Origin of the sequence: Marinibactrum halimedae (genome assembly GCF_021234875.1) — a bacterium.
In the GTDB taxonomy this organism is placed as follows: Bacteria; Pseudomonadota; Gammaproteobacteria; order Pseudomonadales; family Cellvibrionaceae; genus Marinibactrum; species Marinibactrum halimedae.
In genome coordinates, this window is record NZ_JAJQVM010000032.1 from 16,873 (window position 1) to 34,853 (window position 17,981).

The following is a 17,981-nucleotide window of genomic DNA, read 5'->3' on the forward strand; positions in this document are numbered from 1 at the left end:
TGTTTACGATTTATGGCCGGCCATCTTCACCCCAATGCCCCGGTGAACGTCCACCTTTGTGCCCGTAAATTTTATGGAGTCCAGTGGGCACCAACAACATTCTTCCGTCTTCTTCGTGATGATGCCATGTGTAGCCTTCTTTTTCGCCGCCAATTAACCCGTCCAAATAGCGGAACTGAACTGGGTCGCTTTTCGACCAATATTCGGGTGGTAGGGTGATATCTTCAATGGCGTATTGATCAAACTTGGCGTAATCAGTATCAGGGTTTACGTAAATATCGGGGACTAAATCCAATTCTTTGGCTTTGTTTCGAATTTCACTGCGTTTACTGTCGGGCAAATTGCTGGCGATATGGTCCCATGACCAATCGCCTTTATTAGAGTAAACCAAATCTAAGTACTTACGCATGAGTGCCGCATCGGCGGCGGGGAGGGTGGCCAGTTGTTGATCAATAAAGGTTTGATTTGGCTTTTTAAATTCCAGCTTGGTTGTATTAAAGGCATCCAGTGTAGTGTGAATAAAGCGTAAACGCTCAGTAGGGGAAGATAAGCCGGATAATTGCTTGTTAAAGTCAATGATTTGATCGCTGGAGGCGGATTTAAGCGCACGATTTAAACTATTTACTAAGTCTCTGGCACTCATTCCAGAAGTATGACTATCGTGCTCTGGCAGTGCTTGCAGCAGTGCAATAAACGTAGAGGTATTTCCCATTAATGATTGTGCTTTGACCAGTGATGGCACACTGGCGGGAAAGTCTGGGCTAGCGTACAAGTGATCAAGTGCTTGTGCGCGCAGCGAAGCCGGTAGCGTTTGGGTAATGTCCACCATACTTTGCAAATAATGCAGTGCTTGGGTGTCGTTGTTGCTATTGAGAAAGACATCGTGCAGCACGTCGGCAGACAGGTTTATCGCTAATAACTGTTGTTGGAATGCGGGCGTCGCCGATTTCATCACCTTAGCCATGAGTTCGGCAAGGTGATGATGGCCGTCTGATGCATTGAGCATGGTCTCAACCAACAAGTGGGTCATGTCGTCGGAGACGGCATGTTTTAAAGCATTACGGAATTCGTGAAAGGTTTGTTTGAAATGTGTATCGGCAACCAAATTGGTGAGCTGCCGTTGTTGCTCTCGATCAGCCATTTTGCTAATGGCGAACCCGAAGGCATGTAGAGTGGACAGCGCCAGTTGGGGGCTTAATTGCGATAATGATTCCGCCAGTCGGGTTTTGGTGTCTGGGTCGGCCAATCTCATAAACGTGACTAAGTTTTTGGCGAAACCGATGTGGTGCTTCGTTAAATTAGCGGTTGTGGCAACCAATTGATTTATCGTGCGAGAATCGCCGATGCCCTCCGTTGCGGTATGCAATAACCCAATAAGCTCAACAAAGTCATTTTTACTGGCCAGTCTGCTCAGTGTTTCTGTTCGATCTGTGTCGTTTAATCGAGCACTGAGTTCAGCTAACTGTTGTAGCCGTTCAATTTGCGCTTGAGGCTCCAAGTCTGAACGAAGAATTTGGCTGAGTTGATCGCTATCGATGCTGTTATCGGCCAACGCTCGTAATTGTTCGGGGCTGGCGGTGTCTACCAGCTGGCGAAGGGTGTCTGCCATGCTGCCTGCGCGTTTGGCATCGACATTGAGGCAGTCGCTTAATTTCTTCAATACGTCTTCTGCAATACGCGGTTGTGCTTGAGCCCCTGTTGTTGGTATCCCTGTTATTGGCACCCCGCCGATGGCACTGACGAACCCCAACAGACTCTCATGCAAATTCGCGACGATGAGTGAGGTGGGCTTGGGTTTGAGTTTGGTGAGCGCCGCTGTCCAATCACTCCGCCGGCTTTCTGGAATCTGGGCCGCCAGTTCAGAGAGCTGTTTGAGTGTGGTAAAGACACTCTCTGGCGAGTCAGCATCGCGCATGATGTCCACAATTTGGCGGGGGGTTAAGCCTGATGTCGCCAGTTGCGCAAGGGAAAACTCATCACTGTGTTTTAGGTAGGAAGACAGGGAGTGTGCCAATGCACTGACTTCGTGTTTCTTAAAGATAATGACGCCCATGGCGGTGGCGTAGAGCGTAGGGTGAGCCTCGGCCAAGGTGGCTTGGATATGGTGAAGGCTGTCTAACACATCGGATAAGTTGCCGCGTTGCGTGTAGAGCAATACACGGCGAACGTGGAACGGATCGAGATCAAGGGCAGCGAGTTTCTCTAAATCCGCTCCTTTGATGTCTTTTAACGCGGCTTCTAACCGTGTCTTGTCGCGTTTTCCCTTTGAGCCTGCTTGAAGGGCTCGTGCAATGAGTTGGTCTCGGGTGTCTTGGGCTTTATTAAACATCCGCGCCGGCTGATCTAAATACTGAGGTTTTGGCAACAGCCCCGCTTGCATCTGCAATTGCATTAACGGTGAGAGTTGAGTGACTTCGTTTAGACGTTGAGTGAGGTTATCCAATGTGCGTTGTGCCAATTCCAGTTCTAAACGCAATTGCTGTTGTTCTTCTGGGCTGGATGCCTTCAGGAGTTGATCGGTCAGCTCACTCACTAAGCGATCATGGGCGTCGATTTCTAAGTCTAATTTATTACGGTAAAGCGCCACTTGCAGGGCCACGGGTAGGTCGTCCCAGCGCTGGAGGTGGCCTTCTTCTAAACTGCCAATGTGTTTTGCCCAGCGAGGGTCTTGGGCTTGCAGGGCGTGCAGGCCTTCTTCCCGCAGTACTTTCGGGTCGGCGCCCTCGCGCAGTACCACCACTGGTTTGCCGTTGATGATCAGTGTCACCGCGTTGCCAGAGTCCGATTGGGTATAGCGTTTAAAGTCGGCGTCGCTCACCACCAAAATGGGAACGTCTTTCAGCAAATGACGTTGCTCTGCCGGCGCCATGGCCAACAGTTCATTGCGCAATGCCATCGAGTCATCGGCGGGTGTTTTCAGTAATTGTTCACGGGCTGCCTGCCGTTGCTGGCTGGCTTGATGGCGCCGATGTTGGTGGTTTTCTAAGGTTTTTCGAAGGCTTGTTTCAAAGTCATTGCGATCCAAACCGGGGTTGATCTTTAATGCATTGTTAAAGAGGGCATTGGATTGAGCGTTCGATAGCTGGCCTGCTTCAAAGGCGTTTTTCAGTTGGGTGAATTGATCGTGGGTCAACTCAGAATCCAGTAAGCGCGAGAAGAGTGGGGCGTCGCCATCGGGTACGTCTCTTAAGAGTTCGGCTTTTTGTTGGTCGACCACGCGGCGATGGGCGCTTTGGGCCAACTGGGCGGATTGCACCGCACTGTGTAATTGCTTGAGAAACGAAATGGCGTCCAGTTTAGGATGTTGTTTTAAGGCCGCTTGCAGAAGTTGGTCACTGTCTCGGTGAGTAAGGGTGCCATGGGCCATGGTGTCAGCCAGTTTCAGTAAATCGGCCTTAGGCAGATGCTCTAAACCTTCTACTGGGAGGTCTTTCAGGGCGTTGCGTACCGGTTCGGGTAGATCTTGCAGAAGCGTATTGCGAATCGAGAGGTCGGCATTTATCGAGTGACGATCACTTGAAACCTCAGATTGCATGCGCTGGCTATGATGTTCCATGTGGGTGAGCAGTTCGTCGACGGCCAGCCGTGGATTGGCTTCGGCGAGGCTGGCCAAAAGATCTCGGCGTTCACTGCTGGTACCGGCTAAGGTGCCGGTTTGCATCATGCCAACCAACTGCTGTAAAGATTGGCTATCTAGGCTTTCTGCGTGGCGACGCAGGTCAGGGGGAAGTTGGGCCAGGATACGACGGTCAGCGTTAAGGCGTTGGGTAATATCTTGACGAGAGGGAAGGGGTTCTCCCGCCGATTGGGCTGCCAGTCTAAGCGCATTAATGTCGCTGTCGGTTAAATCGCCGTTGCGGCGGGCCTCGGCCATTAAATCATTAAAGCGTTGCCGCCTGCGGGCCGGCAACCCGTAGGCATTAGCTCCGGCTTTACCAGCACCACTGACCATGTCTTTTAAGCCTGCCTGGCCCATGCGTGTTAGCGCGTCTTTCAGCCCCCCTTTATACGTACCCGAACCCACTTCGATGACGATACCGGCAGCTTCGCCGGCCATGCCACCGAGCCCTTCGGCAATGCCTTCTTTTACGATGGTGCGACCGTTCGCCCCGAGGGCACGCCCCAGGCCGGAGAGGCGCGAGACATCGTCCAGATTATCCAACCCCTTGAGCAAGCGATTATTGACACGATCACCCACCGCTTCAGACACCCCAGCACTGACTGCCGACATGGCTCCGCCTTTCACGCCGCCCAGTAAAATGCGCCCGAAGGCATTGCCGGGGCCATCTTTGTAAGTGTCGTCTTGCATTGCGGTGTTGGCGGCACTGCTTACACCGCCGACAATGGCTTCTCGGGCAATCATGCCGCCAAATTGACCAAAAGTGTTTTGTAATGCTGCCCCCATTCGCGAAAGGGGCCCGGTAATTTGTGCGGTGGCCCCCATGCCTTTGGCGATGGCACCACCTGCGCCGGCTGCGGCAACTTCCACAGCCGTGCTGGCAGCATCCACTGCGGCTTCTTCCCAGCCATAGCGTTCTCCGCGCATGCCACTTTTCACAGCCATGGTCATCAAGCCTGAACCCAGCGCCACAATCACACCCGCCAATACCACGCCGACGCCGCACGCCATTAAAATCACGGTGGCGGCAATGGCCAAAGCCGTAATCCCCGCCAGCATCAAGCTCTCTTGCCGATCTAACTCCGATTTGTAGCGATCTCCTGCCAGCGAGACTTGTCTCGCTTGGTCGAGAACGTGGGCGCGATCCCCAGAAAATACCGGTGGTGAGGCCTGGCCATCCCGGCTGGGGCCGGGCACGAAGACCAGGCCCGCCACTTGAGGGTTGATGCGGCCATCGTGGGTAAACACGTCTTCAGGGCGATCGGGCAGGGGGAAGGCGTCTGCCGAGACGGTCGGGTCTTGCAAACGCTGTTTTCGTTGCCGACGTGCCTCGTCCAGTAATGCCTGGCCCATGTCTCGGTTGTGGCTGTCAATGGTCTGCGCTTCATCGGTCCCGGACATCGTAATCCGCGCTAAGCCACCGGTGCCTCGGCGCCGCTGCTGTTGATAACGAAGTATTGCTAGCTCAATGTGGTCTTGGTCGGTTTCTGGGTTACCTCGGGCGAGGATTTGAATGTCATTGGCCAAGTCACCGGAAACTTCGCCTCCTTGTAGCCAGCCGTACAGTGGGTCTGCGGCGATACGAGCTTCTTCGGCTCTGGAGCGATGTTGAATGCCTAGGTATTCATCTAAGTCTTCGCCATAGCGATCGTTCCAGTCGGTTCTGGCTTGGGCCACTTCGGCTTTGCTGCGGTTTTGATAGGTCATGCGCAGCAAATCTTCGTTGGTCCCTGCGCCGCGAGTGGCCATGCGAATACCGGCGGTGAGGCTGGCGCGGCCTTCGGTAATCAGCTCGTAGCCATACTGGGCATCCTCTTGGGCGTGGGTGCGACGATCACCAGAGGCTGTGCCGGTCTCATACTCTTCGCCACCAGAGAACATACGGGCGCTGCGTTGGGCCATGTATTGTGTTGCCCCACCGGCGCGGGCCAAATCATCGTCGGTGAGGGTGGGGTCGAGTCGGCGAGCCACCCGCGCCATTCGCTCTTCTTGCCGTTGGCGCAACTCTTCTAATCGGGGCTGAAGTTGATCGGCCCGTTCGGGGTGTTCGCGAATTTGCCGTTCCATGTCGGAGAGCTCAGGGTCGACAAACGAACGGGTTACGCGATTGGTGTCGGTTTCGGAGGGCCCAAAGGTACTGCCTTCTGCGCGGGAGAACTCGTAGGCTTGTTTGGCTGCCAACGCATTTTCAGATTGCCATCCTTCCCGGATAACGGTGCGGGCATAGTCTTGAACCCGCTGATCCACAGGAACATGTTGAACCGTTTCCCCGGTGGCAACGACACGATCCGCCAGGGCACGATTGAGGTAAATTTCTCGGGCTTGCTCTAGGGTAAGTGACTGATCTTCCGCTGGGGTGGAGCCATCGGCGGTAGTGCCTTGAGCGCCACTGCGAGGTCGGTGCCGCTCTGCAAAGTCCATAATGGCTTGGTCGGTCAGCGCTTGGATGTCTTCATTCTTGATCATCAATGAAGACTGGCCTCGTTGCAGCTCTTCTCGGGCCATCTGTTCGATACGTTCGACCGATTGGAAGATGTCATCACTGCCACGACTGCGGGCGGTGGCCAAATCTTGCTCCATTCGGGCGGAAAGCACCATGCCCATGTCGCCGCGCAGATAGCCTTCATCCATACGGCGCTCGGTGCCCCGTTGGAAGAAGGCCGACCAACTGTCGTTGATTTCGGCCACTAAGGCATCAATTTGCGCATCGCCAGCGGCGGCTCGTTCGGTCTCGTCCATGCCTTGGGTCAGCGCACGGCGGGCATCGGCGTCTAAACCAAACACGAGGCCCAAAGAATCGCGGATGGAATCGCGGCGGGCATTGAATCGCGTTTCGCTGTTGGCGGAAAACAAGCCGGTGGCGCGTTGATAGGCATCGCTGCTTAAGCATTCTCGGAATCGGCCAAATAAGTCGCCTTTATTGGCGTGGGCGCTGCCTTCAAAATAAAACTTCAGAGCCGGCTGCGAGGGCCAACGTAAATCGCCGAGCGCCGCGAAAATGTCATCGTCATCCGCATCGGAGTAGGCGAGATACCCAACAGTGACACTGGTCGTAAGGCCCAGTGAGGCCACATTGAGTATCACCAGCCCTGTGGTCACATCCGGATCCGGGGCGGTTAATTCTTCGTCCAACGTTTGGGCTTTCGGGCTCAAGATGCCATCGCATTCCGCTTCCACCCGAGAAAACACGCTGTCGGCACCGCTGTTCATGCCGTCTTTGAAACTCTCAACGCCACTGAAGTAACGGCGGCTGGCCTGCCCAATATTGCGGTTGAGGTTGATAACAAAGTTTCTCAAAAGTCGGTCGAGCGCACCGTTTTCTTCATCGCGGGTCGAGAGAATATTTTCCGCCATGCGCAAGGCGTAACCACGGGCATTATCCACGGCGGCCCAACCGCCCTCGCGCATCACCCCGGTCACTTGAAAACCAAAAGTTTCAAAATCAAATTGACTGGCAACCACCGTATCGGTGACTTGCTGGATGCTTTTATCGGCCGTCTCGCCGAGGCTCACCATTTGCTTACTGGCAGACTCACGGGCTTGGGCAAGCGTGGTTTCGGCTTGGGTCAGCATTTGAGCAAATTGTTGATCGGGCAGACGAAGTGCACTTTCCCAGGCCGCTTTTAACCGGGGGCCAAGCTCTCGTTCGTTTAAAAACTGCCCTTCGGGAAGCATCTCGGCCACCCGAGCGACCAGCTCTGGGTAGGCCGCCGCTAAGGCCGCTGCGGTGTTGTTCATCATGCGCTCGCTCGTGGCACCTTGGTCACGAAACGCGCGAGCCGCTTGATTCCCCGCTTTTTGCATTCCTTGGATGAGTTTGGGTTGCAGGTCTTCATCCAAATAGGCGATGACGCCATCAAACTTGGTGATGAGTGTTTCCCCGTGCTCGCCCAATGAGACTGCTAAATTATGGCGATCGTCGGTGATTTGCACTTCCAGCTGACCTTCGGCCTGTTCTTGTCGTTGCCGAAAGGATTCGGCCATGGGGGTGGAAAGACTCATGGCCGCCCGTGAGAACTCAGATTGGTAGCTGTCTAGGGCATCCGCTTGACTGTTGAGATTGTCGGTTAATTCACCGTGGCGTCGGGTATAGCTGCTGTCGAGCACGGGTTGGATTCGGTGGGCGTACCAAGCCCCGAGCGCATCACGATTGGCCTTGGCTGTCACCTCTCCATCGAGATCCGTTTTGGCATCGGGCATGATCTGCTGTGGGCCGTTGGCCGGGTCTGAGGTTTGCGGCGGGGCGTTGGGGTCAGCGGGTAGGGCGCCGGTTCCTTCCGGTGGGTTCACTGTAAAAGCCGCGCCATTGGTTTCCAGGCTGCGAATGTTGTTTTTCGCTTCACTCAAATAGGGTTCGAATTCGGCTTGCAAGGTGAGGTGGGCGGTTTCCAGCTCGGTTCCGGGCTCAACCAATTCATACATGACTTGGTCCTGGGCTTCCGTGCGGCTGGTTTGCAGAAAGTCGTCTTCTACCGTGCCCATATCGGAAATGTGTTCTAATTGTTGGTCTACCGCTGTGGTCAGGTCGGTTTTGGCTTGGGTGACGGCGTTGCGTATCCGAGCGACACAACTGCCGGTAAAGGCAAGAATTTCCTGTGCAATCTCTTCAAAGGATTTTTTGGTATCCCGGGCCAAATTCCCCACGCGCCAAACAATCTGGCGTTGTCCATCCCGTGCGGCCTCCACCACCCGCAATACCGCCACTTGAATTTTGGCGTGGTGCATTTCAGGGGTATCGCCCGTCTGTTGCTGAATTTGGGCACGACGCTTAATCGCCGCCGCCGGGGCATAGGGCACTCGTGGGGCGCGAATCTGCCCGGTACGGGCGATCACTTCTGGCGGCAGGGTCGCTTTTTTCTGAGCGCCACCAGCGCGTGTGTTTGAGTCAGCCCCTGAACTGCTTTCACCGGTTTCACGTTCACCTTGGCCCTCCATTGCAGAGGACTCACTGTCTGCTTCCGGCAAACACATCTGCGACTGTTCATCGTACACACCGCCTTCAGGAGCCCCCTCTGATACAGATTCACCGCCTTCGCCGCTTGAGCTGGTTTCACTTGAACTAGAGGTATTTCCACTGTTGGTTGCTTCTAGTGGAGTGGTTTCTGAAGCGGCGGTTTCGGAATCGGTGCTTTGGGATTCTTCGCTCGTACCTGGGGCAAGCTCGCTGCTGAGCCGAGGTGGTTCGGTATCGCCTTCTTGACTTGAAAGCGGTGCCGGGGTGCTCATGTATTGCGGTACGGAGCAAAGGGGGTATTGATCTGGAGAGGACCAAGGGTCGGTGGTTGAGTGCTCTGATTCTGAGGCACGTCGGCGATGGGTGCTTGAGGCATCACCGCTGGTCGTCTGATGAGATCGTTGTTGGGACGATTGCTGAGACGCTTGACGAGACTGTTGACTCGATTCCGGCATGACCAATCCCTCGTTGATCGCTAATGCAGCGTCGGTGGTCGGTGGGCGGTTTGGAGTGCGTGGGAGACGAGGCGATAGGCTTTGGGTAGCCAGATCCATCGGGTTTTCATCCACACCAGCCCGTCAAACGCTACTGCTGCATGGTGGTTTTCCTCGTTTTTGCCTTCTGGGCTTTTGTCTTCAGGGGCATCGCTTTTGCACCAGCGCCATGCAAGCCAAATCCATTGCGGTTGCATCCAGCCGGCGATATTGCGATACCCCTGGGGGAATTGCCGACTGAACTCATTGGGCCAACGCAGCAACCCGGCATTGACGGCAGTTACCTTCAGGTGCGGGTAGTCCATGCCGGGGTTAGCGATGGGCGCGGTTTCATAAGCAAGCTCCACTTCTCGGGCCATGGCGTCGGCCAGTGCCGGGTCAAAGAGTTGGCAGAGATCGTCGTGGGTGGGCTTCAGGTGCGCGGTGGCGGCAGGGTTATTCAATTCAGCAATGACCGGCTCGGCCACTTGTGCCAGTTGCGTTAAGGTCAGCATGAGGGCATCGCGGGATTCCTGCATTTTTTCTAAGCGTGCTTCCACTTGCTTGGCAATCTCGGCGACTTGGCGGTTGGTGTCGTGGCACAGCCGATGTGCCTGCGGGCTGAGGTCGACCCGTTCGGTTTCTTGCATGGCCCACAGTGCCAGCATCCGTTGGGTGGGTTCTGGGTCGAAGAGCAGATCATTCACATCGGTTTCTTGTAACAGCGGGAGGTGGCTGGCCAACTGACCTCGAAGAGCGGGGGGCAGTGTGGCCACGTCCAACACTCTGAGCTTCACCAGCGGGTTGAAGCTGTAAATCAAAATGGGCTTTTGCCCGCGCCAGGTCCAACTGGAGTATTCCGGTTCGTTGGCCAAAAGCGGGCTGTTGGCTTTATCTTGGCTACGTTGCCACCCCAGTTCCATTAGCGTATTGGCAATATGGTCGAAGGGGGTTTCAGGTTGAATCAGTAGGGATTGACCCAGTGCATAATCTTCCATTGTTTGATCTCAGTCCAAGTGATTTGAATCGTTCGTTTATTCGTCTATTTATTCTTATTCGTCTGCTTGTTCGTCTATTAAAGTTTGAGAAATAACATTATTTTGTTCTTTTAAATATTTGATTTGTAATAATTTATTTGGCAGATTTCTGCCCAGTTTTCGGTATTCGGCCTGTAATCCGGTCAGTAAATGGTCGGTGGTAATAGGGCCATTTTCGGCACAGGTGGCGGCGGTTAAGACGACGTTGCGAAGCTGTCCACCGGTAAAATCGCAGTAGCTGGCCAGCAGCGCATACACTTCTTCACCGGGCCCCCGTTGCCCTAAATGGCTTTGCCAGAGTTGTTGCCGAGCCTCAAAACCCGGCAGGGGAAACTCGATGATGAAATCCAGCCGTCGGGTAAACGCCGCATCAATCCGCTCACGATTGTTGGAGGTGAGCACGACAATACCTGGGTGATGTTCGAGGCGCGTTAGGAGAAAGTGGGTCAGCATATTGGCGAAGCGTTCGCCGGTTTCTTTGCCGTCGGTGCGTCGGCCAAACAGAGAGTCGGCTTCATCGAATAAGAGCACCACGTCATTGGCTGCGGCTCTGTCTAACACCGCTGATAAATTCTTTTCGCTTTCGCCAATGTATTTGTTCATCACCGAGGCCAAATCCACTCGATACAGGGGGGAGCCCAACCGGGTGGCAATAAAATTGGCCGCCAGTGTTTTACCGGTGCCACTTTCGCCTACGAACAAAGCGCGCACACCGGTGGTTTGGGTTTGCGTGAGTGTGGCCCCGAGCCCTGGCCAGAGCGACTCTCGCTGTTCGGTGCGGGCAACTAATTGTTCCAGCTCGCTCTCCACCAATGGCGGGAGGACGATGGCATCGCGGGGAATGGCGCGGGTATCGGGTTGGGCCAAACGTTTGAGTTGTTCGGCACCGTGTTGCAAGCGAGCGTGAACGAGATGCCGGTGATGGACGGGCTCGCTTTGCTGCGCCGCAAGGCTTTGAGCCCGTTGTGCCAACACCTGAATACTGGGCCCGCTGAGTAACGCCATGGAGGCGCGCTCGGCCAGTTGGGTATCGCCCAAAAAGTGTTCCCACAGTGTTTGCCGTTGGGGGCGGTTAGGTAGGGGTAATGTCCATTCCATGGCACCGGGGCATTCAATGGCGCCATCGGTTCCCATATGAATGATCAACTTACGGGGAGTTTTACAAAAAGCGTCGGGCAAAACCGGCCGATAAGTTTCACCAGGGCCGATGGCCGGGGTCAGCACCGGTAACCAATCTCCGTAAGGCGCAATATGGCGGATTAACGCATTCTCTTGCCAGTGAGTATCATCAACGGCAATGGCGTTCAAGCCCAGCCGATCGGCGATGGCGAGTGTGAGTAAACGTCGTCCACTAAGAGGCAGACCCCGTAAAACCAAGGCGCTTGTGCCGGGTTGCTGAAATCGCTCAACCATCGCGGCAAGTTGGTTCTGTACCTTATGGGGCAGAAGGTCGAGACCGAGTTTTCTTTCAGACTGCAATGGCTCAAGTTGTGTTGTGCCAGGCCATAAGGGTAAGGATTGGGTCAACACGGCCCAGCATTCCGGTGAGGTTGCCCACTGTTTCAGTGGCGCCGGCCCATTGCCGAAGACTCGGACAAAACCATGGGTGACCAATGGATGCTGAAGTCCTGATAACACGGAAAAATCAGTGTGGCTTGATGAGGTTAGCGACTGAAGCCAAGATTCAATCAAGTGCCCCATGGGGTGGGTGGCCGAGGTGGGGGATTGCAGTTGGTGAATGGCCAAGGTCACCACATGGGAGCGTTCAGCTTCACCGAGAAGGGCCAGCAATAATGCATCGTTAAGGGACAAGTCATAATCCGAGATAAGCGCAAAGAGCGGATCATGAGAGAAGTCAGCGGAGTCGTCGGTTTCTTGCTGGGCATGATGTACATGTTTATCTAACCGGCCAAAGAGTGCTTTTGCATCCAATGACTTGAGCTCAGGGGTCTCAAGCAATGCCTCGGCTTCTTGTTGCAGAAGGGGTAATAACCCTTCGTTATTGGGCAGGGCTTGGCGCCAAAAATGGATTAACCCCAAACGCACCATGGCGGCTAGCCCTTGCCAGAGCGGTATCATTGGGGCTCACCGTTTTGTCTGTTATTAAATTGCTCGTGGTTTAACTGTCCGTTGTTAAACTGCCCGTCGTCATCAAAATAAAAGTGCACCACACGCCCCAGCCACGGTAGCCAACCGGGGTCGACGTCTAGGCCCGCCAAGCGCACGTCCACGCGCACGCAATGGAGTGGGGCAAACAGGTCAATATGGCTTGAACTCAAGACGATTCGAGCGGGTAAACGCAAGAGTTCCGGATTCCACAGTGTGGACGGGTCATACCATTGGGCAAGCAAAGCACGCAGTCGTTGTGCTTCGGGCAGTGCGGGCAGTAAATGTGTTGGCGGCGAAGCGGCATCGTGCTCGGCTTCTGCCAAGCACTGACTCAAGACGAACTGTGTCAATGGATCATTCTGGTCGACCTCCAGCAGCTCCCCCAACCGAAATAACCAAAACCACCCTGAGGGATACACCGACCAATAATCCGACATCATGCTCTGCAAGCCGTCGCGACGCAGAACGTTCAACAGGTACAGCAAGCCCCCCTGTTGGGTGTGAAGGGTATGGGTGCCAAGCAGTGCGTTGTCATTTTTTACAGGCGCATCAGTGATTGGTGTTCCAGAAGGGTGCTGGGAGGGCGATGCCTGATTTGAATTCGATTCGTGGTCAGTTAGTGATTTAGCAGGGAGTGCTTCAGGAAGTGGGGTGCCTAAGGACGATTGTTCTGTTTTTAAATTGACCTGATCGTTTGTTTTTTGTCCTTTATTGGCAGTGCTTTGGGGCAGGTCCTGCGGATGTGGAGTTGATGGTAATTCATTCTGATCGGTTGTTTTATGAATTAAGTGATTTCTAGGTATATATTCTAAATTATTGATTTTATTTGATTTATTTTCTTTTTCTAGAGTGGTTCTCAAGCCATTTTCATTACTCTCAAAAGAGAGGTTTTGGCCATTGGTTGGTGCCGCTGATTGGGTGAGGTCTGAACGGTTATTTCGCCACCACACTTTGACGGCTTCTAGGGTGTCTGTGGGGGATTGAGCCAGTGCCAGCGGCCATGCTTGTTGGGCAATCAACCAATGTAACCAATGGGCTTTTGTGCTGGTCTCAGTAACGAGAGACAGGGCGGTTTTCCACACTGGAGCGATTGAATAGGTGGGCAGAGAAACCCCAGTTTCTGCGCCCAATTCATGGGGCTCAACATAAACGTAGCCCCCTTGGTGGGCTAACTCGACGGTGATGATTCGGGCATCTTCTTCATTGATCGTCTGCAAAAGACGTGGGCCGTCGCCTCGATGAAACAACCCTTCAACCACCGCTGCCATTTGGTCTGGGTAAGCGGTGAAAACACGGCGCAGCTGAATCGACAGTGCGGGTATAGCGTGAGGGGGCAGAGAGGACGCGACCGCTTGCGCTCGTGCTTTGGCCGGCGATGTTCCTGCTTGCGCAGTTCCCAATGGTTCGCCCATTAAGGACGACCACTGGCGCCAATACCAGCGTGATGCCGCCGCGCCGTCTAAGAGGTCGTGAATAAATTCGGTCAGTAAGTCGCTTAGGGTCTCGAAGCGTTTGACATTGCTGGACTCTGAGCGCTGCTGAAGACACCGCTGGGCTTGCTGTTGGGTACTGGCAGCCACTCGCTGTGGGGTGGATTTGACGTGCAAGGTATGAACAAACACCCAGGCCCCGTCGTTGGGCTCTGGCCATTCCATCAAGGACAGAGTTTTCTCAAGCCTCGGGCACTGGCCTTGAGGCCCGATGAGCCGAAGGCGCCCGATGTGTGTGCCTGTGTCCGTTGTCCTTCGGCGGGTCATTGTTGTTCATCCCTTATCGTTGTGCGCGCATTATTGACGCCTGCCCACGACAGCAGTGTGGCTGGTGATGGCAAAATTCGGGATCACCAGATGGGTAATGCGTACTTCGGTGGTGTCGTTATCGTCGTCTTCGACGGTAAGCTCGGCGGCCACCTGCTGTTGATCATCCAAAAGCGTGAGTTGTGCCCCTTGCAGTAATCGACGATTGAGCTTGACGCGAAAACGCTCGCCAACTCGTGCGCGTTTGGGGGGCAAAAACACCTGCCCGCGCACGATTTCTTGCGGGTCGCCCAGTGAGGCGTAAATCAGCACCGCACGGACGACATTGCGCACGGCGGCAATGCTTTCCGCTTCGGCGTCATCGGCCAGTTGCTTGAAGAGCCAGGCAATGAGTTCAGACAAGGTGCGTGTGACGACAAAGTCGTCTTGCTCGGCGGTGTCTAACCCCGGCCAATAGGCGACATTGTCCACTTTGAGTCGATCTGACTCCGCCAATTGCCCCCAATTTAAACGCAGCGAACCCGGTAGCAATGCGAGGTTCTCCAGCAAACAGCCCACGCATTGCTCCAGCTTTCGGTGCAGCATTTGGGCTTCTCGACGCAGGGGGCCACGACCTTGGCTGAGTAAATCTTCCAGTGATAACACTTTGGCAGCGTCTTGCTGGAGTCGCTGTGTACTTTGATAACCCGCACTCTGAACGATAGGCAGGGCTCTTGCCGACCAATGATGGAGAAGAGTAGCGGTTTGTTGATGAACCACTTGCAACCGAGCGTGCAAGGTATCCGAGGCGCGAAACGCCAAACCCTGGTGGTGGTTGTCATGAACGAGACCGTTTTGAGTTGAGGCTGGCTGAAAGGCCATGGCACGCTTGGGACGAGCGTGGAAGCGGGCGTAGCGTAGTTGATTCAAAAACTCAAAACGATGAAAAGGCGGTAGCTTGGGTTTTAGGGGCTGGAGTACGGCCCAGTCGTCCATGGGCAATTCAATGAGGGTGTCCATAAAGTCGTTCAGCTCATCGGGGACTTCCGCATCGCCGTTGATGTCACAACCGGGGACGAAATCGCCGGGATGGCTGTGTCGCAACTTGAGTGGATCGGTCAGCGCTTGAGTGATCGGTGTGGCCCGTTCTCGAACGTAATAAAGGCCCTCTACGGCGGTGGTAAGCAAGCGCGACCGCTCTTGATGTTCGTCGTAGGCTCGCCGCCAGTCTTCCTCTATCAGCCGTTGTGCCACGCCGTAGTCGCCCACCTGTTCATCGAAAAATCGATCGAGGTTTTCCAAGGTTTCTCGCGCCACACGCACCAAGCCGCTGAGTTTATCGATGTGCGCGAGCTGGCGGGTGTGTTCACGAAGTTTGCCTTGGAGTTTGCGCTCGATATTGTTGTAACGCGCCTCGCACAGGGCAATCCACTGGGTGAGAATTTTGCCGGCGTTAAACAGCGCGCCATAACGATATTGGCTGGCCACCAGCCCGCGTATTTTTTCAAAGGCAGGTTGGGGTGAAGGGAGCGTGCTGAGCAAGCGATTGGCCTCAGCGGTGATGTCTTCCTCAAGGGCGCTTGGGTCTTTGAGTGCGGTGTCAGACAATATTGCCCGCAGTTTGGTGCGCAGGGCGGTGGCGTCGGTGGCGTCGAACAAATCCGACAGCGTCGAGAGTAAGTCTTGCATGCCGTAGTAGGCTTTTTGGTACTCATTGATTTCGGGGCTGATATGGTCCAACACCCCAAAGCGAAACTCTTTGGGCTGAAACGCCGGTTTGCTGATGGGGGCTTTACTGAGGTTGGCCAGCAAATCCAATCGTTTTTTATTGATGCCCAGCTCAAAGGCGGAATAGGTTTGAGGTTTTCGGGTTAAGTACGATTGCTTCGCTTTGGCGTTGTTATTCAATGCTGATGCCAACAGGTTTTGACTGAACTGCTGTTGCGCGAAGTTGGCCTTCATGGGGGTAGACTGCCCGTAGGTGGCCATCATGATGGGTTGTCGTGCGGCAAACGATTGCGTGAGTGTATTTGTCGCAAAGCTGTTGGCAAAGTTCGCCTCCAGCATAAGTGCATTGGCATTGAGGCTTAGGTTTTCTGCCTCTAAGGCCCGTTCGGCGGTCAACTCTGTGGCGGCCGCATTGGCCTGTGGGGAATTGGCTTGTGGGGCGGTAGCCAGGTCTAACTCTTGTGGAACAATATTGGTATTCAGGCTGGCGTAGGGTAGCCATCGTGCCACTTGCAAGCCATTACCATCCCCTGCGACCCCCCCAGCCAATGAGGCCAGAGCAACGGTTTGAGTATCCAGTTGTTGCCGTTGTAACAGCACCAAGTCGCGGGTTTTTTCTAAGCGGGTGCGAATGGCGCGAATTTGGTTCTCGATAGATTCCAATTCCACCAAGGCCACTGCGTACTGAACCACCAAACCGTCTTCGTCCGGTTCAGGCACCGGCGGCGGTACGCTTGAGCCGTCGACATTTACCAACCAATCGGTGTACACCTGCGGCGGTGTTGGGTTGGGTAAATCATACGGGTAGGGCGCGGGGCTGGCCCCGAATTCAGAGAGTGCTCTTTGTCGAACGTTATTGAACAGAGCTTCCGGGGTGAGTGGTGGCAGCGTGGGCTTGGGCAAATCCATTTGCTTGAACTGCTCTGGGTCAAGCACGGCATGTTCAATCACATCATCCGGGGCGTCTAACGGTGGTTCGAAGGAGGGGTGAACGTGGTAAAGCACATCGAACTGCTGACGCCAGCGGTGCCAAGCACGGTAGGCCCGCATGTAAAAACGGTGGGTATCTTCTGCCAGCTTCTCGTCGATGGGCGGAATATCCAACAAGTCGGGCCGGTATTGTGCTTCGTTGATGGACAGCAGTAACCGCAACCGATCTCCGGTGGGAGTTCGTAAATCCACGGCACGTCTGGGCAAATGCCGACGCATCAGATCGTGAACGGTATTCGAAGGCACCGGCACCATGTCGATGCCCAAATGATTGGGGAGCCACAGTAGGCTCGGCGTGAGGCTGTCGGAAGCCTGCAACCAACGCAGAGGTAATTTGCCGGCAGCGGGGAGAAAATCCAAGGTCAGTTCACTGTCCAGAAACGTTTCTAACGGCGTAGTGGTGGTGTTGTCGGGCGGGGGCGGTAAATTGGCGAAACGCGCCATGGCGCCTTCCATCGCCTCATGCACTTGATTCATCAAAGCACGATAGCCGCTGTGGGGCGTGGCCTCATAACGGCCTGCCGCCACAGAAACCCATTCCACGGCGTGGGTATCTTCGGCGGGGGTGGCACCTGGCGTGGTACTAACCGCGACCATGGCTAACGGCAATGCATGGGGGAAACCGGCCAAAAAGGCGCTGTCGACTCGCTCGGCCACAATCCAGTTTTGCAGTTGCTCAGGTGGCGTGCTGGTGACCAGAGCTGGAGCGATGGCAATACGTCTGAGTTCGATGGACGATAGGGTAACCAAGCGAGAATCTCGGGTGGGGTCAAACTCGGCTCGCTGGCAAGGGTCGACGGCGGGGCTATCGAGGGTGCTTTGGCTTTGGCGTAATACCAAGTAATACACGCCGGTGGCATCGGTCGTGGCGGTTCGGGTTAAATAGTCGTCGATGATGGCTTGCCAGTTGGCCCTTAATGGGCGCGAAATCGACACCGTATGGCCTTTGCCTGTGACTCCGAGCCCGACGTTAACCACCAGGTGTTCACTGCTGGCCAGCACGGCGGCAGATGGGCGGCTAGAGACCGGTGTTTCCAAGGTTAAGCCGTACGCAATACCCACTTGTCCGTCATGTTGGCTCCCTGACGGTGGCAAGGGGAGTGTGGGAGAGGCGGCGATGGCGGGCGACAGCAAAGGTAAGATACGGGCATCGGCATAGGCTTGTTGCCGGTCGAATTCTTCTTCCCCCAAATGACGCCCTGCAAACAAATGCAATCGCTCAAGCCGAGCGTCGCTGGCAACGGGGCGATGCAATGCAATAAACGCCATGGTGCTTCTCCTCTTTCGCTATTTTCGACCTGTCGTTATCTTCGACCTTTCGCTATTTTCACCTGT

5 protein-coding genes are annotated in these 17,981 nt (G+C 54.8%); all 5 read right to left on the reverse strand.

What is annotated here, in order from left to right; translation table 11 throughout:
* Nucleotides 1–10: 10 nt before the first annotated feature.
* Genes LU351_RS16540 through LU351_RS16560 form a run of 5 tightly spaced genes read right to left on the reverse strand, consistent with a single transcriptional unit; the run spans nucleotide 11 to nucleotide 17,915 of the window.
* A complete protein-coding gene (locus LU351_RS16540) occupies nucleotides 11–9,127 on the reverse strand; it encodes an HNH endonuclease signature motif containing protein (RefSeq protein ID WP_232595200.1) in 9,117 nt (3,038 codons plus the stop codon).
* Nucleotides 9,049–10,044 carry a hypothetical protein gene (locus LU351_RS16545; RefSeq protein WP_232595201.1) on the reverse strand — a complete coding sequence of 332 codons (996 nt, stop codon included), beginning with the start codon at nucleotides 10,042–10,044 and terminating at the stop codon, nucleotides 9,049–9,051. Before LU351_RS16545 ends, LU351_RS16540 begins: the two co-directional genes overlap by 79 nt.
* Nucleotides 10,045–10,098: 54 nt before the next feature.
* Nucleotides 10,099–12,162 carry an ATP-binding protein gene (locus tag LU351_RS16550; RefSeq protein WP_232595202.1) on the reverse strand — a complete coding sequence of 688 codons (2,064 nt, stop codon included), beginning with the start codon at nucleotides 12,160–12,162 and terminating at the stop codon, nucleotides 10,099–10,101.
* Entirely contained in the window at nucleotides 12,159–13,949 is a 1,791-nt protein-coding gene (locus LU351_RS16555; RefSeq protein WP_232595203.1) for a hypothetical protein, read from the reverse strand. Before LU351_RS16555 ends, LU351_RS16550 begins: the two co-directional genes overlap by 4 nt.
* A 30-nt stretch (nucleotides 13,950–13,979) precedes the next feature.
* Nucleotides 13,980–17,915: a hypothetical protein gene (locus LU351_RS16560; protein WP_232595204.1), complete on the reverse strand. Its 3,936-nt coding sequence runs from the start codon at nucleotides 17,913–17,915 to the stop codon at nucleotides 13,980–13,982.
* Between the last annotated feature and the right edge of the window lie 66 nt (nucleotides 17,916–17,981).

Excerpts from the sequence above, each read along its gene's own strand:
- LU351_RS16540 (WP_232595200.1), bottom strand. The coding sequence starts at position 9,127 with ATGGATCTGGCTACCCAAAGCCTATCGCCTCGTCTCCCACGCACTCCA.
- LU351_RS16545 (WP_232595201.1), bottom strand. The coding sequence starts at position 10,044 with ATGGAAGATTATGCACTGGGTCAATCCCTACTGATTCAACCTGAAACC.
- LU351_RS16550 (WP_232595202.1), bottom strand. The coding sequence starts at position 12,162 with ATGATACCGCTCTGGCAAGGGCTAGCCGCCATGGTGCGTTTGGGGTTA.
- LU351_RS16555 (WP_232595203.1), bottom strand. The coding sequence starts at position 13,949 with ATGACCCGCCGAAGGACAACGGACACAGGCACACACATCGGGCGCCTT.
- LU351_RS16560 (WP_232595204.1), bottom strand. The coding sequence starts at position 17,915 with ATGGCGTTTATTGCATTGCATCGCCCCGTTGCCAGCGACGCTCGGCTT.